Here is a 17,778-nt window from a genome sequence, read left to right as displayed (position 1 = left end):
TGTAGGGTCTACCCGGTGAAGGCTCTCCGTAGGTTCACCGTCCGCGCCCACCTGCCCGAGCGGCTCTCGGCTCTCGGCGAACTCTCCACGAACCTGCGCTGGTCCTGGCACGGGCCCACCCAGGATCTGTTCGCCGAACTCGATCGGGACCTGTGGGCCGAGGTCGGGCACGATCCGGTGCGGATGCTGGGCGAGGTGCGCGCCGCCCGGCTCGACGAACTCGCCGCCGACCCCGCCTACACCGCGCGGGTGGACGCCGCCGCGGCCGAACTCCGGGACTACCTCGACAAACCCGCCTGGTTCCAGCGCCGCGACGACGAGGACGGCGTGCGCGGCGTGGCCTACTTCTCCATGGAGTTCGGCGTCACCGAGGTGCTGCCCAACTATTCCGGCGGCCTCGGCATCCTGGCCGGCGACCACCTCAAGGCCGCCTCCGATCTCGGCCTGCCGCTCATCGGCGTCGGCCTGCTCTACCGCTCCGGGTACTTCCGCCAGTCGCTGTCGGCCGACGGCTGGCAGATCGAGCACTATCCGGCGCTGGACCCGCAGGGCCTGCCGCTGCGCCTGCTCACCAGCGACGGGTCGCCGGTGCTCGTCCACGTCGGCATGCCCGACCACCGGGTGCTGCGGGCGCGGGTGTGGGTCGCGCAGGTGGGGCGGGTGCCGCTGCTGCTGCTGGATTCCGATATCGCCGAGAACGATCCGGAACTGCGCGCGGTGACCGACCGGCTCTACGGCGGCGACCAGGACCACCGCATCAAGCAGGAGATCCTGGCCGGCGTGGGCGGGGTGCGCGCGGTGCGCGCCTACACCCGCGCCGAAGGGCTGCCCGACCCCGACGTGTTCCACATGAACGAGGGGCACGCGGGCTTCCTGGGCGTGGAGCGCATCCGCGAATACGTCTCCGCCGGACTGGATTTCGATACGGCGATGGCCGCCGTGCGCGCGGGCACCGTGTTCACCACGCACACGCCCGTCCCCGCCGGCATCGACCGCTTCCCGATGCCGCTGGTGCGCCGCTACTTCGGCGGCGCGCACGGTGAGTCGGAATCCGCGCTGCTGCCGGGACTTTCGGTGGATCGCATCCTGGCGCTCGGCCGCGAGGCCGACCCGTCGGTGTTCAACATGGCGCACATGGGTCTGCGACTCGCCCAGCGCGCCAACGGCGTATCGCGATTGCACGGCGAGGTGAGCCGCGAGATGTTCGCGCCGCTGTGGCCCGGTTTCGATGCGTCGGAGGTGCCGATCGGCTCGGTCACCAACGGTGTGCACGCGCCCACCTGGGCCGCGCGCGAATGGATCGACAAGGCGCGCGAGCACTTCGGCGCGGAGTTCGTGCAGGAGGCGCGCGGCTGGGAGCGGCTGCGCGACGCCGACCTGGGCGAGTTGTGGTCGACCCGCGAGAGCCTGCGCGCCCTGCTGGTCGCCGAGGTGCGCCGCCGGGTGCGCGCGTCGTGGTTGCAGCGCGGTGCCGCTCCGGCCGAATTGGGCTGGGTGGACGAAGTTTTCGACCCCGCCGTGCTCACCGTCGGATTCGCGCGCCGGGTGCCCACCTACAAGCGCCTCACCCTCATGCTGCGCGATCCCGACCGGCTGCGCTCGCTGCTGCTGCACCCCGAGCGCCCGATGCAGCTGGTGGTCGCGGGCAAGAGCCACCCCGCCGACGACGGCGGCAAATCGCTGATCCAGCAGGTGGTCCGGTTCGCCGACGACTCCGAGGTGCGCCATCGCATCGTCTTCCTGCCCGACTACGACATGTCGATGGCCAGGTACCTGTACTGGGGTTGCGATGTGTGGCTGAACAATCCGCTGCGCCCGCTCGAGGCGTGCGGCACCTCGGGCATGAAGTCCGCGCTCAACGGCGGGCTGAACCTCTCCATCCGCGACGGCTGGTGGGACGAGATGTACGACGGCGAGAACGGCTGGGCCATCCCCACCGCCGACGGCGTGTCCGACGAGCACCGCCGCGACGACCTGGAGGCGGCCGCGCTCTACGAACTGTTCGAACGCACCGTAGCGCCGCGCTTCTACGATCGCGACGTCGCGGGCCTGCCGACGCGCTGGGCCGAGATGGTGCGCCACACGCTGGAGACGCTGGGCCCGAAGGTGCTGGCCACGCGGATGGTTCGCGATTACGCCGTGCGGTACTACGGTCCGGCGGCCACCGCGTTCCGCACGGCCGCCGCCGACGAGTTCGCCGGTGCGCGGGAGATCTCGGAGTACCGCAAGCGGGCCGAGGCGGCGTGGCCGTCGGTGAAGGTCGTGCAGGTGGACAGCTCCGGGCTGCCCGACACCCCGATCATCGGGGCGGAACTGTCGCTCACCGCGAAGGTCGACCTCGGCGGGCTCGCGGTCTCCGATGTCACGGTGCAGGCGGTGCTGGGGCGGGTCACGTCGAGCGACGATCTCACCGACACCACCACCGTGCCGATGGCGCACGCGGGTTCCGAGGGCGGCATCGAACAGTTCACCGTCACCACGCCGGTCCCGCTGTCGGGAGCGGTCGGCTACACCGTGCGGGTGCTGCCGCAGCATCCGCTGCTCGCCTCGCCGGTGGAGTTCGGGTTGATCGCCTCGCCCAGCGCCTGAGTCCGGTGTGCTGGTCACCGCGGCGCGCGTCGGCCGTATTGGGTTCGGGCCGGCCGGGTGTGTCGTGTCCTCCAACACGTGGCGTCCGATCGTGTCTTCGGACCGGTGAATCGTCAGCTAACGTGCCTCTGACCCCTCTCGTTACGCCACGTCTGGAGAACCCATGGCTACCCCCGTGCTGACCAAGGCTCGCGGTCGCGTCGACTCGTATTTCGGTGTCGGCAGGAACGGATCGACCATGCGGCGCGAGATCATGGCCGGGACGGTCACGTTCCTGGCGATGTCCTACGTGCTGGCGGTGAACCCGTCGATCCTCGGCGATCAGGGCGCGCTGGGGGAGCAGGGCATCCCGATGCAGGCCGTGTTCACGGCGACCGCGGTGGCGGCGGTGTTCGGCACGCTGGTGATGGGGTTGTGGGCGCGGTATCCGATCGCGCTGGCGCCGGGCATGGGGCTCAACGCGTTCTTCGCGTTCTCGGTGGTGCTGGGCATGGGCATTCCGTGGCAGGTGGCGCTGTCGGGCACGTTGCTGTCGGGTGTGATCTTCTTCGTGCTGGCCGTCACCAAGGTCCGCGAACGCATCCTCGACGCCATCCCGCTGCAACTGAAACTGGCGGTCGGCGCGGGCATCGGCCTGTTCGTCGCGTTCCTGGGGCTGAAGAACGCCGGCTTCGTGGTGGCCAGCGAGGCCACCTTCGTCACCCTCGGCGATTTCACCGAGGGCACCACCCTGCTGGCCATGTTCGGCCTGATCGTCACGGTGATCTTCCTGGTCAAGGGCTGGCACGGCGCGGTGCTCTACGGCATCGTGCTCACCGCCGCGCTCGGCATCGTCACCGGGCTGGTCGACCTGCCGTCGGGGATCGCGGCGCTGCCGCGCGGGCTGGACGAGACCTTCGGCCAGGCCATCATCCACCTGCCCGACGCGTTCACCGCGCAGATGGCCATCGTCGTGCTCACCATGTTGTTCGTCGACTTCTTCGACTCCGGGGGCACCTTGATCGGCGTCGCCAACCAGGCCGGGCTGCTCACCGAGGACGGCAAGCTGCCCCGCGCTGCCAGCGCGTTCGCGGCCGATTCGGTAGGCACCATGGCGGGCGCGGTGATCGGCACCTCGACCACCACGGCCTACGTGGAATCGACGGCGGGTGTGAGCGCGGGCGGGCGCACCGGGCTCACGGCCGTGACGACAGCGGGCTGGTTTCTGCTGGCGATGTTCTGCTACCCGCTCTTCGCGGTCGTCGCGGGGGCGGGCGAGGTGACCGCGCCCGCGTTGATCGTGGTGGGTGTGCTGATGTCGCGCGCGCTCGGGGACATCGAATGGCCGAAACTCGAGTACGCGGTGCCGGCGTTCATCACGATCATCATGATGCCGCTGACGTATTCGATCGCCAACGGCCTCGCCATGGGCATGATCTTCTACCCGATCGTCATGGTGGCGCGGGGGCGCGCGCGGGAGGTTCACCCGGTCATGTGGGCGCTGCTCGTGCTGTTCGCGGCCTATTTCCTGTTCCTCGCGGAATAGCGGACCCCGAGTCCGGTTGCTCATCAACACGTTTCGCGACCACAACCTGTGGTTCACCCGCGCGTCCCGGTTCTGTGTAAAATCGGACCCTGGTCCGATTAGCCTGTCGACGCGGCCAGGCGGCAGCGGACCTTCGACCGCAGGGATCGAGGACGACTATGACCACGACCGAGACCAAGAGTGCTTCGCGCACCGACTTCACGCACCCGCTCGACGGGATCTCCACCGATATCGGACTGCTGATTCTGCGCGTCGTGTTCGGCTTGCTGTTCGCCGCGCACGGTGCCCAGAAGCTGTTCGGCTGGTTCGACGGCATGGGATACGAGGCGGCCAAGGCCGCTTTCGACGGCCTGGGCTACAACCCGGGCGCGTTCTTCGCCACGCTCGCCGCCCTGTCCGAGCTCGTCGGCGGCCTGCTGCTCGCCGCGGGGCTGCTGACGCCGCTGGCTTCGGCCATCGTGGTCGGCACGGTGATCAACATCATCTACGTCACCTGGGAACCCGGTCTGTTCGGCCAGGGCGGCTGGGAGCTCGGCCTCATGTTCGGCGTGTTCGCCGCGGCCGTGGCGTTCACCGGGCCGGGCAAGTTCTCGCTCGACGCCGGACGTCCTTGGGAGCGCAAGGGATTCGTGTGGGGTGTGGGCGCGATCGTGCTGGCGGTCGTCGCCGGTGGGATCATCCTGATTCTCGAGAGCGTGCTCTGAGCGCGAGCTGAGACTTGAACGACGGGCGGCGTGGTGAGACGGTCACCGCGTCGCCCGCCGTTTCGGTAGGTCAGCCGGTGGGTGGTCGCAGGACCAGCATGGTGGTGGCGCCGCGTTGGAATTCGAAGGGGGTGGGGCGGGTTTGAGTGGGGATTCCCCTGCGGTGCAGCTCTTTTCGCAGGTGGTCGACCAGGGTGTGCTGGGGTTTGCCGGTGTGGTCGACCAGGGGGTAGAGGCGGGTTTCGCCGTGGGTGACTCGGGCGAGTTCGAGGAGGGCCGCCAGGTGGAAGGCGGCGTCGAGGCGGTCGGCGTAGGTAAAGAGCAGGTGGGAGCTGAGGGTGAGGTCGAAAGTCCGGTCGGCGAACGGTAATTCGGGGAGTTCGGCCGCGAGGTAGCGGTCGGGGTGGGCCGTGAGGTCGGCGGCGAAGCGGGTGGCGGCGGTGTGGCGCAGGTTGGTGTGCGCCTCGGGGGAGCCGTAGTAGTCCCAGGTGTAGCGATCGGCGTGCGCGGTGATCCAGGCGCCGCCGCGGTCGATTTCGGCGCGGGTGTGCGCGCTCAGCGCCGCGGGCGGGTGTGCGTAGACGGGATCGACGGCCGTGACGGTGGCGCCGAGTTCGGCGGCCTCGGCGGCGAAACTCGCGGCCCCGCCGGGACAGTCGAGAATTCGGCCGCGCAGATCTGCCTCGGTGAGCTGGAAGATGGCGCGATACTCCGACAGAGTCCGTGCGCTGATGAGGAATTCGCCGAGGGTGTCGGAGGGCTGCATCGCCTCACGGTCGCACGCGAGGGCGAGCGGCGGCAACGGATTTCCCTGCGATCGGTAGTGCCCCCGCGCCGCGTGCAGGGCTTGGCGCGGGGGCGGACCGATACCCCGGCGTGGGAATTGGGGTCCACCGGAGTACCGCCACCCAATTTACTTCCGCATGGAAACACAGGTAACCGCGTTGTGAGTGGTTTCACATCGCTGGTCAGGCCTCGGCCGTGAGCCGCCGTAGCGCCTTGACCACGACCTCCGGATCGGCGGTCTCCCAGTACGGCGGCAAGGTGGCGCGCAGGTAACCGCCGTAGCGCGCGGTGGCCAGGCGCGAATCGAGGATCGCGACCACGCCCCGGTCGTCCACGCTGCGCAACAGGCGGCCGGTGCCCTGCGCCAGCAGCAGCGCCGCGTGATTGGCGGCGACCGTGAGAAAGCCGTTGCCGCCCCGGGATTCGACCGCGCGCTGCCGCGCGGTGAGCAGGGGGTCGTCGGGGCGCGGGAACGGGATGCGGTCCAGGATCACCAGGCTCAGCGACGGGCCGGGCACGTCCACGCCCTGCCACAGCGAGAGCGTGCCGAACAGCGAGGTCTCCGGATCGTCGGCGAACTTGCGCACCAGCGCGCCCGTCGAATCCTCGCCCTGGCACAGGATCGGCGTGCGCACCCGGTCGCGCAGCAGGTCGGCGGCGGCGCGCGCGGCGCGCATGGACGAGAACAACCCGAGGGTGCGCCCGCCCGCGGCGTCGATGAGGCGCTCGATCTCGTCCACGTAGCTCGACGGCAACCCGTCGCGACCGGGCGGCGGCAGGTGTTCGGCGACGTAGAGGATGCCGGACTTGGCGTGGTCGAACGGCGAACCCACGTCCAGCGAGCTCCACCGCACCGTGCCCTCGTCCGAGGGTGCCTCGGCGCCGTTGGCGGTGGCCGGATCGACGCGGGCGCTCGACTGCGCGGGCAGGCCCCAGGTGACGGCGAGCCCGTCGAACGAGCCGCCGATCTGGAGGGTGGCGGAGGTGAGCACGACCGTCGCGGTGCCGAACAGCCGTGCGCGCAGCAGCCCGCCCACCGAGAGCGGCGCCATCCGCAGGGTCTTGCGCGGCACGCCGCCGCGCGCGTCCTCGGCGGCCAGCCACAGCACGTCGCGCCGCGCCGCCGGATCGGCCTGCTCGAAGGCGGTGAGCGCGCGCACGGCGGTGTCGTGGATCTCGTCGATCGCGGCCACCGCCATGGTGCGGGCGGCCGCGGTGTCGGGATCGCCCTGGTTGGTGCTGCTGCCGGGTGGGGCCAGTTCGGTGCGCGCGTTCCACGCGGCGTCGCGCACCAGAGCCAGCACCTCGGCGACGCCGGAGGGCATGACATCCCAGCGGGCCGGCGGGAGGCCGTCGAGGAGTTCGTGCCACGCCTCGGCGGCGCCTTCGAGGCGGTCCACCTCGCGCTCGTCGATGAGTTTGGCGCAGCGGCGAGCCGCGGCGCTGATCGCGGGGGCGGCGAGATCGGCGGTGGCCACGCCGGTGACGCGGTCGACCAGTTCGTGCGCCTCGTCGATCACCACCACGTCGTGCTCGGGCAGCACCTGGATGCCGCTGATGGCGTCGATGGCCAGCAGGGCGTGGTTGGTGACCACCACGTCGGCCTGCGCGGATTCGGTGCGCGCCTTCTCGGCGTAGCAGTCCTGGCCGAACGGGCAGCGGGACTTGCCGAGGCATTCCCGCGACGACACGCTCACCTGGCGCCACGCGCGGTCGCTCACGCCGGGGGCGAGTTCGTCGCGGTCGCCGGTCTCGGTGTCGGAGGCCCACTCGTTGAGCCGCTGCACCTCGCGTCCGAGCCGCGAGATGGCGAACGCGTCGAACAGTTCGGCTTCGGCGGGCTCGTCGGGGACGGCGCTGTTGATCTTGTTCAGGCACAGATAGTTGTTGCGCCCCTTGAGGATCGCGTACTTGGGCATCCGGCCCAGCGGCGTGGCCAGCGCTTCGGACAGGCGCGGCAGATCACGGTCGACCAGCTGGCGTTGCAGGGCGATGGTGGCGGTGGAGACCACCACGGTGCGCCCGGTGCGCACCGCGTGCCGCAGGCTGGGCACCAGGTAGGCCAGCGACTTGCCGGTGCCGGTGCCCGCCTGGACGGCCAGGTGCTCCTTGGTGTCGATGGCGTGGTCGACGGCCGCGGCCATCGTCACCTGCCCGGTGCGCTCCTTGCCGCCGAGTGCGCGCACGGCGGTGGCCAGCAGGTCGGAGACGGGCGGCAGTTCGGGCACGCGACGAGCCTACTGCCCGCCACCGACACCGCGCGCCCGCTAGTTCTCGGACACCTCGCCGGTCAGTTCGACGCCCGCGGCGCGCAGCTCGTCGAGTGCCTTCGTCACCGTCGCGGGCGCGACGCCCGCGGTGAGGTCGAGCAGCACCCGGGTGTCGAAACCGGCGGCCTTGGCGTCGAGGGCGGTGGCGCGCACGCAGTGGTCGGTGGCGATGCCGACCACGTCGACGGCGTCGATGCCGCGGTCGCGCAGCCAGTGGGTGAGCGCGGTGCCGTCGCCGGCGGCGCCCTCGAAACCCGAATAGGCGGCGGCATATTCGCCCTTGGAGAAGATCTCCTGGACCGGCGCGGTGTCGAGGTTCGGGTGGAAGTCGGCGCCCGGCGTGCCGACCCGGCAGTGCGGCGGCCAGCTGTCCACGAAGTCGGGCTCGTCGGAGAAGTGCGCGCCGGGGTCGATGTGGTGATCGCGGGTGGCGACGACGGCCGCGTAGTCGGCGCCGGCCGCGTACGCGCTGATGCGGCTCGCCACCGCCGCGCCGCCCGCGACGGCGAGCGAACCGCCCTCGCAGAAATCGTTCTGCACGTCGACGATGATCAACGCCCGGCTCATCTCGTGGCACCTTTCCCGCGGCTGTAAACGCAGCCTACCGCCGCGGCCATAACCAGGTGCGGCGCCGGATCGCCCGGCCCGCGAGCAGCGAGGAGACGGACATGACCCCGATGACGAGACGACTGTGGGGGATCTTCGCGGGAGCGCTCGCGGGATTCGTCGCGGCCACGATCGGCCTGCGCCTGGCCGGCGGCGACGCGTTCGCCGGCGCGGACCGGGTGTGGACCGCGGTGGGCGGCGCCGTGGCCGGCGTGGTGGCGGTGCTGGTCGTGCACCTGCTCACGGCGCGCCGGCGACGGGGGCCCGAATGACTCAGTTCAGGAAGGTCGTCGGGATCGCCGGTTCCCCGGCGGAGAGTTTGAGACCCTCCCACGGCAGGCTGACGAGTCCGCGCGCGACCAGCGCCCGGCCGTCGGCCAGCGTGGGCGCCTCGTCGGCCACCTTGCCCTCGCGCACCAGCGGCACCGCCAGCTCGCGCGCCTGGAATCCGTTCGTGGCCGGGGCCGCGCCCGCGGCTGGGTACACGATCTCCTCCACCACGGTGCCGGTATCGCGGGCCAGACGCACGGCGCGCTTGGCGCCGCCGCGCGACTCCTTGTGGCTGCTGCGCTTGGCCACCGGCCTGCCGTCCACCTCGACCAGCTTGTAGACCATGCCCGCCGTCGGCGCGCCCGAACCGGTCACCAGCGAGGTGCCCACGCCGTACACGTCGACCGGTTCGGCGCGCAGCGCGGCGATGGCGTACTCGTCCAGATCGCCCGAGACGACGATGCGGGTCTTCGTCGCGCCCAGCCCGTCGAGCTGGTCGCGCACCTGCCGGGCCAGCACGCCGAGATCGCCGGAATCGATGCGCACGCCGCCGAGTTCGGGGCCGGCCACCGCGATCGCCGTCGCGACGCCCTCGGTGATGTCGAAGGTGTCCACCAGCAGGGTGGTGCCGATGCCGAGCGTCTCGACCTGGCTGCGGAACGCGCCCGCCTCGTCGGAGCCGTGCGCGCCGCTGTGCAGCAGGGTGAACGCGTGCGCGCTGGTGCCCGCGCCCGGAACCCCGTAGCGGCGCACCGCTTCCAGATTCGAGGTGGCGTCGAAACCGGCCAGGTACGCCGCGCGCGCCGACGAGGGCGCGGCCAGCTCGTGGGTGCGCCGCGACCCCATCTCGATCATCCGCCGCCCGCCCGCGGCGCTCACCATGCGGGCCGCGGCGGAGGCGATCGCGCTGTCGTGGTTGAGGATCGACAGGATCAGCGTCTCCAGCACGACGCATTCGGCGAAGGTGCCGCGCACCGACAGGATCGGGGAGCCGGGGAAGTACAGCTCGCCCTCGGCGTATCCGTCGATGTCGCCGCCGAATCGATACTCGCGCAACCACGTCAGCGTGCGCTCGTCCAGGAAGCCGGCCACCGTGGCCAGTTCGCGCTCGCCGAACCGGAACTCGCCCAGGGCCTCGAGCAACCGCCCGGTACCGGCGACGACGCCGTAGCGGCGACCGTTGGGCAATCGGCGGGCGAACACCTCGAAGACGCAGGGCCGGTGCGCCGAACCGTCGGCCAGCGCGGCCGAGAGCATGGTCAGTTCGTACTGGTCGGTCAGCAGCGCCGTACTGGCCCGGCCGTCGCGGTCGTTCACACCGGTCACTGTAGCCAGAAACGCATCGGACCTGCTCGCGCGCGGGTGTTGTGTATCCGGAGTCGAGTCGTACCCTTGACGTTATGAGCTTGTGCGAAACGAACGCGATGCTGTCGGCGGCACAGGCCACTCCGGAGGCGGTCGAGCACACCGAGATCCTGGAGGCGGAGGACCGTCCGTGGGTGACCGTGGTGTGGGACGATCCGGTCAACCTCATGCACTATGTGACCTACATCTTCCAGAAGCTGTTCGGCTACAGCAAAGCCAAGGCGACCGAGTTGATGTTGCAGGTGCACAACGAGGGCAAGGCCGTCGTGTCGTCCGGCTCGCGCGACAAGATGGAGCACGATGTCCGCCGACTGCACGCCGCCGGATTGTGGGCGACCATGCAACGGGATGACTGATCGCGGCGACTACCCTGGCGCTCGTGCGTAATCGGAGTGGGCGTCTTGCGTAAGTGGAGCCGGAAGAACTCGCTGAGCGGTCCCAAGTTGCGGACCGAGATGGACGCGAGGGAAGCGAGCGTGCTCCGCTCGCTGGTGGGCGCCGTGTCCGGCTTGCTCACCGAGCGGGCCGAGTCGGCCCCGGAGGACGAACTCGCGGCACTCACCGGCTTGCGGACCGGGAACACCGAGGCGCCGGAGGACCCCAGATTGCGGCGGCTGCTGCCCGACTTCCACCGCGCCGAGCCCGGTTCCCCCGATGCCGAGCGAGCCGGCCTCAACAGCGCGCTGCGCGGTCTGCACGAGCCGGAGATCATCGACGCGAAACTGGCCGCCGGGTCGGTGGTGCTGAACACCGTGCCCGCCGACGGCGGCAAGGTCGTCCTCACGCCCGAGCAGGCCGACGCCTGGCTCACCGCGCTCACCGACGTGCGGCTGGCGCTCGGCGCGGTGCTGGGGATCGACGCCGAGACGCCCGACCACCTCGAACCCGACGATCCGCGCGGCCCGCATCTGGACGTGTACCACTGGCTCACCTGGATGCAGGACAGCCTGTTGCAGGCGCTCGCGCCCTGACGCGAGCGGGGCGGGTGCCCACCCCGCCGCAACGGTGGGCAGTGCGATCGCCGAGCACGCCAGCAGCGTCTTTCGGACACCGCCTTGATCGGCGTATCCCGATCCGGCCGCGCATCGGGCGCACAATGGGCGGCAGTCGATGCAGAGGAGACTCCCCATGAAGGCGGTGCCCGGTCCGCGTGACGCGCTCACCGATGTGGCGGGCCTGCTCGTCGGACACCATCACGCGCTCGACGAGTACGCCACGCTCGGCTCGGGCGCGGCCACCGGCTGCACCGTGGTGCGCGCGCCCGGCGGCGTGACGGCGGCGGTCGACGTGCGCGGCGGCGGCCCCGGCACCCGCGAGACCGACCTGCTCGATCCCGGCAACGCCGTGCGCCAACTCAACGCGATCCTGCTCACCGGCGGCAGCGCGTACGGGCTCGCCGCGGCCGACGGCGTGATGCGCTGGCTGGAGGAGCACGGCGAGGGCATCCCGATGGACCCGGCCGATCCGAGTCGGGTGGTGCCGATCGTGCCGGGCGCGGTGATCTTCGATCTTCCGGTGGGGGACTGGCACATTCGGCCCACCGCCGATTTCGGCTTCCTCGCCGCCGAGGCTGCGGCCGAGGAGTTCGCGCGCGGCTCGGTCGGCGCCGGTGTGGGCGCGCGGGCGGGCTCGGTCAAGGGCGGTGTGGGGACCGCGAGCGTGGTGCTCGGGCCGGGGCCCGCCGAGGGGGTGACGGTCGCGGCGCTGGTGGTGGCGAATCCGGTGGGGTCGGTGTTCGACCCCCGTACCGGGTTGCCGTGGGCGATCGGCACCGATGGTCCGGAACGGGTCGGGTTGCGCACGCCCACCGCCGAGGAACTCGCGCGGGCGAACGCCCTTCCGGTGAAGGGGACCGTGCTCAATACGACGATCGGCGTGGTCGCGACCGACGCTCCGCTGGACCCGATGGGCTGCCGGCGTATGGCTATCACCGCTCACGACGGGCTCGGTCGGGCGATACGTCCGGCCCACTCGCCCCTCGACGGCGACACACTGTTCGCCCTCGCGACGGGTCGCGCGTCCATTCCGGACTTCCCGCTGCCCCCGGCGTTCCCCAAAGACCTGCTGGCGCTCGACACCATCTGCACGGCCGCCGCCCTGTGCGTCGAGCGGGCAGTGCTGGACGCCGTTCTCACCGCCACCCCCGTCGCGGACATCCCCAGCTACAGCTCCCTTTTCCCACGCTGACGATCGCCGCCGTCGAACCAATCGATCGCGGCGATCCGCGACCGTCGCCCGGCAGCCGGTGCCCACTCCGACCGCCGGTTCGCGTCGGCGTGCGCGCGACCGCCGCCCCGCCCCTCGATCTCCGCGCGAAAATCGGCGCCCGCGGGACCGGTGCGGAACCCGAGGGGAACAGCCGCATATTCTGATGCGTTGTGGACTGAGGCCGGTCGCGCGGACGACCAGGCGGGAACCGCGGAAAGGTTTGACTGGTGCTGGTGATCAAGGCCGACCTGGTGGACGCGATGGTGGCGCACGCCCGCGCCGACCACCCGGACGAGGCGTGCGGCGTCCTCGCGGGCCCGGAGGGTTCGGACCGGCCCGAGCGGTTCATCGCCATGATCAACGCCGAGCGCTCGCCCACCTTCTACCGTTTCGACTCCGGCGAACAGCTGAAGGTCTGGCGCGAGATGGACGCCGCCGACGAGGAACCCGTGGTGATCTACCACTCCCACACGGCCACCGAGGCGTACCCGAGCCGCACCGACATCTCGTTCGCGTCCGAGCCGAACGCCCACTACGTGCTGATCTCCACCCGCGATCCCGAGCGGCACGAGCTGCGCAGCTACCGCATCGTCGACGGCGAGGTCACCGAGGAACCGGTGCGCGTCGTCGACGCCTACGAGAACGCCTGAGCCACCCGGCCCACGACGAAAACAGGAGTATCCATGTCGGTCACCGTGTCCATCCCCACCATCATGCGCGGCCTAACCGGGGGCGAGAAGCGCGTGCAGGCCGACGGCGCCACGCTGTCGGCGCTCATCGCCGATCTCGACGCCAACCACCCCGGCCTGGCCGAGCGGCTGCTCAAGGACGGCAAGCTGAACCGCTTCGTCAACATCTACGTCGACGACGAGGACGTCCGGTTCTCCGGCGGGCTCGAGGCCGAGGTGCCCGAGGGCGCGAGCGTGACCATCCTGCCCGCCGTCGCGGGCGGCTCCGTCGACGCGCGCTGAGCCTGTGGCACGCTACGAATCGCTCATCGCCACCCTCGGCGACACCCCCCTGGTGGGGCTGCGCACGCTCTCGCCCAAGTGGGACGGCGACGACCACGTCCGCCTGTGGGCCAAGCTCGAAGACCGCAACCCCACCGGGTCGATCAAGGACCGGCCCGCGCTGCGGATGATCGAGCAGGCCGAGGCCGACGGGTTGCTCACCCCCGGCTGCACCATCCTCGAGCCCACCAGCGGCAACACCGGCATCTCGCTGGCCATGGCCGCCAAGCTCAAGGGCTACCGGCTGGTGTGCGTGATGCCGGAGAACACCTCGGTGGAGCGGCGTCAGCTGCTCACCATGTTCGGCGCCGAGATCATCGACTCGCCCGCCGCGGGCGGCTCCAACCAGGCCGTCGCGCGGGCCAAGGAGATCGCCGCCGAGCACCCCGACTGGGTGATGCTGTACCAGTACGGCAACCCCGCCAACGCCCTGGCCCACTACGAGACCACCGGTCCGGAACTGCTGGCCGACCTGCCCGAGATCACGCATTTCGTGGCGGGCCTCGGCACCACCGGCACGCTCATGGGCACCGGGCGCTACCTGCGCGAGAAGGTGCCCTCGATCGAGATCGTCGCCGCCGAACCCCGCTACGGCGAACTGGTGTACGGCCTGCGCAATATCGACGAGGGCTTCATCCCCGAGCTCTACGACGAGTCCGTGCTCACCACCCGGTTCTCGGTGGGCCCCTACGACGCGGTGCGCCGCACCCGCGAGCTGGTGCTCGAGGAGGGCATCTTCGCGGGCATCTCCACCGGCGCCATCCTGCACGCCGCGCTCGGCGTGGCGCGCAAGGCGCTGAAGGCGGGCACCCGCGCCGACATCGCGTTCGTGGTGGCCGACGGCGGCTGGAAGTACCTGTCCACCGGGGCCTACGACGGCACGCTGGAAGAGGCCGAGGAGAAGCTCGACGGCCAGCTCTGGGCCTGACCGGCCGCGGTTTCGGTACCCTCGGAAGGGACGTTCGCGCGCCGCGGCGGTCCCGGGCCCGCGCGGCTAGGAGGCAGCCATGACCAGCGGATTCGGACCATCGTTCGATCCCGATCGACTCGACTACATCTCGTCCGCGCGCGGGCCCTACCAACCCGGCGTCCCGGGCCAGACCCCCGCGCGCCGCCAGGACCCCACCGGCTTCGCCGCGACCAAGCAGATGTGGTTGCGCGCGGGCATGCTGATCAGCGCGTTCATCGCGCTGCTGTACGCGATCGAGGCGTGGGACGCCGTCGACAGCCGCGACCTCGACATGGCCGGGATCGAACCGCGCGAGGTCAACGGGCTCGACGGCATCCTGTGGGCGCCGCTGCTGCACGCGGGCTGGGACCACCTGATCAGCAACACCCTGCCGCTGTTCATCCTGGGCTTCCTGGTGCTGGCCACCGGCATCTGGCGCGGCTTGGCCGCCACGGGCGTGATCTGGGTCGTGGCCGGCGTCGGCACCTGGCTCGTCGGCGGCGACAACTCGGTGCACGTGGGCGCGTCCTCGCTGATCTTCGGCTGGCTCACCTATCTGCTGCTGCGCGGCATCTTCGCGCGCGACGTGGTGCAGATCGTGATCGGCCTGGTGGTGTTCGTCCTCTACGGCTCGATGCTGTGGGGCGTGCTGCCCAGCGACCCCCGAATCTCTTGGCAAGGCCATCTTTTCGGAGCCGTCGGCGGTGTGCTCGCGGCATGGTGGTTGGCCCGCCGCCCCCGCGAGAAGCGCCCGGCCGGAGCCTGAGCAGGGCTCGAAAACGTTTGGTGTAACCCTGATTTCGCCGGTGTCGCATGGCGGGAGCGGCCGGTGGGTACCCTCTGGGAATGGACGTCGACGCCCGTAGCTGGATTGTGCTTCGTTCCAGTGTGCGCCGGTGTTCGTGTACCTCCTGTGGCAGATATTGGGGGATCGTTTCGTGAGCGAGAATTCTTCGTGGCAGCATGTGGGCATGCGCCTTACCGTCCTCGGGTGCTCGGGCAGTGTGTCCGGCCCGGACTCCCCAGCGTCGGGATACCTCCTCACCGGCCCGGATATGCGACCCGTCGTCATCGATTTCGGGCCCGGCATCCTCGGTGCGCTGCAGCGGTACCTCGATCCCGGTGAGGTCGACATCTTCCTCACCCACCTGCACGCCGACCACTGCCTGGACCTGCCCGGTCTGCTGGTGTGGCGGCGCTACCACCCGACGCCACCGGTCGGGCGCGCCATCGTGCGCGGCCCCTCTGACGCGCCCCTGCGCATCGGCAACGCCTCGGCCGAGGTGGGCGGCGAGACCGACGACTGGTCCGACGTGATCGACCACCGCACCTGGGTGGAGGGCGAACAGGTCGAGTTCGGCCCCGGCCACACCATCACCGCGCGACGTATGTACCACCCGCCGGAGTCCTACGGCCTGCGCCTCACCACCGCCGCGGGGCGCACGTTCGTCTACACCGGCGACACCGCGATGTGCGACGCCGTCCAGGAACTGGCCGAGGGCGCCGACATCCTGATGTCGGAGGCGTCGTGGACCCACGACCCGGCCAACCGCCCGCCCGGTATCCACCTGTCCGGCACCGAGGCGGGGCGCATCGCCGCCCGGGCGGGCGTCAAAGAGCTGTTGCTCACCCACATTCCGCCGTGGACCTCGCGCGAGGACGTGATCGCCGAAGCCAAGGCCGAGTTCGCCGGGCCCGTGCACGCGGTGGCGCCGGGGGAGACCTTCGACCTGTAAACGCGTCCACTAGGCTTGCCCCGTGTCGAGACGAGCCGATGGTAGGGCGGACGACGAACTCCGCGAGGTCAGGATCACCCGTGGATTCACCACGCATCCGGCCGGTTCGGTGCTGGTGGAGTTCGGGCAGACCCGCGTCATGTGCACCGCGAGTGTGACCGAGGGCGTGCCGCCGTGGCGGCGCGATTCCGGGCTGGGCTGGCTCACCGCCGAATACGCGATGCTGCCCGCCGCCACCCACACCCGCTCCGGCAGGGAATCGGTGAAGGGCAAGGTCGGTGGGCGCACCCAGGAGATCAGCAGGCTGATCGGCCGCTCGCTGCGCGCGTGCATCGACCTGGCCGCGATCGGGGAGAACACCATCGCCATCGACTGCGACGTGCTGCAGGCCGACGGCGGCACCCGCACGGCCGCCATCACCGGCGCGTACGTGGCGCTGTCCGACGCGGTCACCTGGCTCGGCGCCGCGGGGCGGCTGGCCGATCCGCAGCCGATCTCGTGCGCCATCGCCGCCGTGAGCGTGGGCGTGGTGGACGGCCGGGTCCGCTTGGACCTGCCGTACGAGGAGGATTCGCGCGCCGAGGTCGATATGAACGTCGTCGCCACCGACACCGGAACCCTGGTCGAGGTGCAGGGCACCGGCGAGGGCGCCACCTTCCCGCGCTCCACCCTGGACAAGCTGCTGGATTCGGCGCTGGCCGGCTGCGAGCAGCTGTTCGCCATCCAGAAGGAAGCGCTGGCGCTGCCGTACCCCGGTGGCCTGCCCGAACCCGCCGAGACGTCGAAGAAGAAGTGATGAGCCGCGTCCTGGTCGCCAGCCGCAACGCCAAGAAGCTGAACGAGCTGCGCCGCATCCTGGCCGAGGCGGGCGTGGCGGGCGTGGAGATCGTCGGCCTCGACGACGTGCCCCCGTACGACGAGGCGCCCGAGACCGGCGCGACCTTCGAGGAGAACGCCCTGGCCAAGGCCCGCGACGGCGCGGCCGCCACCGGATTGCCCTGTGTCGCCGACGATTCCGGCCTCGAGGTGGACGCACTCAACGGCATGCCCGGCGTGCTGTCGGCCCGGTGGTCCGGCCGCCACGGCGACGACGCCGCCAATAGCGCCCTGCTGCTCGGCCAGCTCGGCGACGTCCCCGACGAGCGGCGCGGCGCCCGCTTCGTCTCCGCCTGCGCGCTGGTGGTGCCCGGCGGCGCGGAAACCGTTGTGCGAGGGGAATGGCCGGGGTCGATCGCGCGGAAACCGGTGGGCTACGGCGGTTTCGGCTACGACCCGCTGTTCATTCCGGACGGCGGCGAGGTGTCGGCGGCGCAGCTGACGCCCGCGGAGAAGGACGCGGCGTCGCACCGCGGGCGGGCACTGCGGGAGTTGTTGCCCGCGATCGCGGCGCTGGCCGGATAGTCAGACTCCGAAGTCGTTCTTGACCTGCTTCGCGTTCTTGTGTTCGACGAAGAACGAGAGCAGGGGGATGGTGCCGGCCAGGAGGGTGCCGATGGTGCGGCCGACGGGCCAGCGCACCTTGACGGCGAGGTCGGCGGTGACGATCAGGTACAGGAAGTAGACCCAGCCGTGCACGACGGCGATCCAGCTGGGCGGGTTGGCGTCGAAGCCGTACTTGGCGATCATCTCGCCGGTGAGCAGCAGCAGCCACAGGCCGGTGAACCAGGCCAGCGCGCGGTAGCGCAGCAGCGCGGAGCGGATCTTCGCGGTCTTCTCGGAGCCGGCCGCCGGCGGGGCGGCGGTCTTCTCCATGGTGACGC

Annotated in this window: 19 protein-coding genes; 14 read left to right on the top strand and 5 right to left on the bottom strand. The window is 70.9% G+C overall.

What is annotated here, in order from left to right:
- The first annotated feature begins 15 nt into the window (after positions 1-15).
- From glgP to OHB21_RS01385, 3 genes are all read left to right on the top strand, one after another.
- Entirely contained in the window at positions 16-2,589 is a 2,574-nt protein-coding gene (gene glgP / locus OHB21_RS01395) for an alpha-glucan family phosphorylase (RefSeq protein WP_195126354.1), read from the top strand.
- 163 nt (positions 2,590-2,752) lie between these two features.
- Complete coding sequence (locus OHB21_RS01390; RefSeq protein ID WP_067512616.1) at positions 2,753-4,114, top strand: NCS2 family permease; 1,362 nt, start codon at positions 2,753-2,755, stop codon at positions 4,112-4,114.
- A gap of 158 nt (positions 4,115-4,272) precedes the next feature.
- Positions 4,273-4,818: a DoxX family protein gene (locus tag OHB21_RS01385; RefSeq protein WP_067512618.1), complete on the top strand. Its 546-nt coding sequence runs from the start codon at positions 4,273-4,275 to the stop codon at positions 4,816-4,818.
- Between the two features lie 70 nt (positions 4,819-4,888).
- Here OHB21_RS01385 and OHB21_RS01380 read toward each other — a convergent pair whose 3' ends face one another.
- From OHB21_RS01380 to OHB21_RS01370, 3 genes are all read right to left on the bottom strand, one after another.
- Positions 4,889-5,584, bottom strand: a complete 696-nt coding sequence (locus tag OHB21_RS01380; protein ID WP_228791829.1) for a class I SAM-dependent methyltransferase — start codon at positions 5,582-5,584, stop codon at positions 4,889-4,891.
- A gap of 202 nt (positions 5,585-5,786) precedes the next feature.
- Positions 5,787-7,832 carry an ATP-dependent DNA helicase gene (locus OHB21_RS01375; RefSeq protein WP_067512620.1) on the bottom strand — a complete coding sequence of 682 codons (2,046 nt, stop codon included), beginning with the start codon at positions 7,830-7,832 and terminating at the stop codon, positions 5,787-5,789.
- Positions 7,833-7,871: 39 nt separating this feature from the next.
- Positions 7,872-8,441: an isochorismatase family protein gene (locus OHB21_RS01370; RefSeq protein WP_067512622.1), complete on the bottom strand. Its 570-nt coding sequence runs from the start codon at positions 8,439-8,441 to the stop codon at positions 7,872-7,874.
- Positions 8,442-8,542: 101 nt separating this feature from the next.
- Between OHB21_RS01370 and OHB21_RS01365 the strand changes: the two genes are divergently transcribed.
- Complete coding sequence (locus OHB21_RS01365; protein ID WP_113975391.1) at positions 8,543-8,752, top strand: hypothetical protein; 210 nt, start codon at positions 8,543-8,545, stop codon at positions 8,750-8,752.
- A gap of 1 nt (position 8,753) precedes the next feature.
- Here OHB21_RS01365 and OHB21_RS01360 read toward each other — a convergent pair whose 3' ends face one another.
- Positions 8,754-10,067, bottom strand: coding sequence for a nicotinate phosphoribosyltransferase (locus tag OHB21_RS01360; RefSeq protein ID WP_067512669.1), 1,314 nt, complete (start codon positions 10,065-10,067; stop codon positions 8,754-8,756).
- 83 nt (positions 10,068-10,150) lie between these two features.
- Here OHB21_RS01360 and clpS point away from each other — a divergent pair, with 83 nt between their 5' ends.
- The 10 genes from clpS (at position 10,151) to rdgB (ending at position 17,419) form a co-directional block, all read left to right on the top strand.
- The gene (gene clpS, locus OHB21_RS01355; protein ID WP_195126353.1) at positions 10,151-10,471 is read left to right on the top strand and encodes an ATP-dependent Clp protease adapter ClpS; all 321 of its coding nucleotides are present in this window, start codon (positions 10,151-10,153) and stop codon (positions 10,469-10,471) included.
- A gap of 45 nt (positions 10,472-10,516) precedes the next feature.
- Complete coding sequence (gene aosR / locus OHB21_RS01350; protein ID WP_067512670.1) at positions 10,517-11,086, top strand: oxidative stress transcriptional regulator AosR; 570 nt, start codon at positions 10,517-10,519, stop codon at positions 11,084-11,086.
- Positions 11,087-11,243: 157 nt separating this feature from the next.
- On the top strand, positions 11,244-12,302 hold the full coding sequence (locus OHB21_RS01345; RefSeq protein WP_067512629.1) for a P1 family peptidase: 1,059 nt from the start codon (positions 11,244-11,246) through the stop codon (positions 12,300-12,302).
- A 248-nt stretch (positions 12,303-12,550) separates the two neighbouring features.
- Complete coding sequence (locus tag OHB21_RS01340) at positions 12,551-12,973, top strand: Mov34/MPN/PAD-1 family protein (protein WP_067512630.1); 423 nt, start codon at positions 12,551-12,553, stop codon at positions 12,971-12,973.
- 33 nt (positions 12,974-13,006) lie between these two features.
- Positions 13,007-13,294, top strand: coding sequence for a MoaD/ThiS family protein (locus tag OHB21_RS01335; RefSeq protein WP_067512632.1), 288 nt, complete (start codon positions 13,007-13,009; stop codon positions 13,292-13,294).
- A gap of 4 nt (positions 13,295-13,298) precedes the next feature.
- Positions 13,299-14,261: a PLP-dependent cysteine synthase family protein gene (locus OHB21_RS01330; RefSeq protein ID WP_067512634.1), complete on the top strand. Its 963-nt coding sequence runs from the start codon at positions 13,299-13,301 to the stop codon at positions 14,259-14,261.
- Between the two features lie 79 nt (positions 14,262-14,340).
- A complete protein-coding gene (locus OHB21_RS01325; protein ID WP_084538035.1) occupies positions 14,341-15,048 on the top strand; it encodes a rhomboid family intramembrane serine protease in 708 nt (235 codons plus the stop codon).
- Positions 15,049-15,253: 205 nt separating this feature from the next.
- Entirely contained in the window at positions 15,254-16,018 is a 765-nt protein-coding gene (locus OHB21_RS01320; RefSeq protein ID WP_084538039.1) for a cyclic nucleotide-degrading phosphodiesterase, read from the top strand.
- A gap of 22 nt (positions 16,019-16,040) precedes the next feature.
- Positions 16,041-16,814, top strand: a complete 774-nt coding sequence (gene rph / locus OHB21_RS01315; protein WP_067512636.1) for a ribonuclease PH — start codon at positions 16,041-16,043, stop codon at positions 16,812-16,814.
- A complete protein-coding gene (gene rdgB, locus OHB21_RS01310) occupies positions 16,814-17,419 on the top strand; it encodes an RdgB/HAM1 family non-canonical purine NTP pyrophosphatase (protein ID WP_195126352.1) in 606 nt (201 codons plus the stop codon). Before rph ends, rdgB begins: the two co-directional genes overlap by 1 nt.
- On the opposite strand, the gene OHB21_RS01305 is transcribed toward rdgB, so the two are convergent.
- On the bottom strand, positions 17,420-17,770 hold the full coding sequence (locus OHB21_RS01305) for a DUF3817 domain-containing protein (protein WP_067512675.1): 351 nt from the start codon (positions 17,768-17,770) through the stop codon (positions 17,420-17,422). It lies immediately after the preceding gene.
- Positions 17,771-17,778: the final 8 nt, after the last annotated feature.

It is taken from the genome of Nocardia puris (assembly GCF_036051655.1).
GTDB classification, from domain to species: Bacteria; Actinomycetota; Actinomycetes; order Mycobacteriales; family Mycobacteriaceae; genus Nocardia; species Nocardia puris.
This window is presented reverse-complemented; position numbering and strand designations above follow the sequence as displayed.

Excerpts from the sequence above, each read along its gene's own strand:
- OHB21_RS01325 (WP_084538035.1), top strand. The coding sequence starts at position 14,341 with ATGACCAGCGGATTCGGACCATCGTTCGATCCCGATCGACTCGACTAC.
- OHB21_RS01390 (WP_067512616.1), top strand. The coding sequence starts at position 2,753 with ATGGCTACCCCCGTGCTGACCAAGGCTCGCGGTCGCGTCGACTCGTAT.
- OHB21_RS01370 (WP_067512622.1), bottom strand. The coding sequence starts at position 8,441 with ATGAGCCGGGCGTTGATCATCGTCGACGTGCAGAACGATTTCTGCGAG.
- OHB21_RS01305 (WP_067512675.1), bottom strand. The coding sequence starts at position 17,770 with ATGGAGAAGACCGCCGCCCCGCCGGCGGCCGGCTCCGAGAAGACCGCG.
- clpS (WP_195126353.1), top strand. The coding sequence starts at position 10,151 with ATGAGCTTGTGCGAAACGAACGCGATGCTGTCGGCGGCACAGGCCACT.
- OHB21_RS01320 (WP_084538039.1), top strand. The coding sequence starts at position 15,254 with ATGCGCCTTACCGTCCTCGGGTGCTCGGGCAGTGTGTCCGGCCCGGAC.
- OHB21_RS01380 (WP_228791829.1), bottom strand. The coding sequence starts at position 5,584 with ATGCAGCCCTCCGACACCCTCGGCGAATTCCTCATCAGCGCACGGACT.
- OHB21_RS01365 (WP_113975391.1), top strand. The coding sequence starts at position 8,543 with ATGACCCCGATGACGAGACGACTGTGGGGGATCTTCGCGGGAGCGCTC.
- OHB21_RS01345 (WP_067512629.1), top strand. The coding sequence starts at position 11,244 with ATGAAGGCGGTGCCCGGTCCGCGTGACGCGCTCACCGATGTGGCGGGC.
- rdgB (WP_195126352.1), top strand. The coding sequence starts at position 16,814 with ATGAGCCGCGTCCTGGTCGCCAGCCGCAACGCCAAGAAGCTGAACGAG.
- OHB21_RS01385 (WP_067512618.1), top strand. The coding sequence starts at position 4,273 with ATGACCACGACCGAGACCAAGAGTGCTTCGCGCACCGACTTCACGCAC.
- OHB21_RS01335 (WP_067512632.1), top strand. The coding sequence starts at position 13,007 with ATGTCGGTCACCGTGTCCATCCCCACCATCATGCGCGGCCTAACCGGG.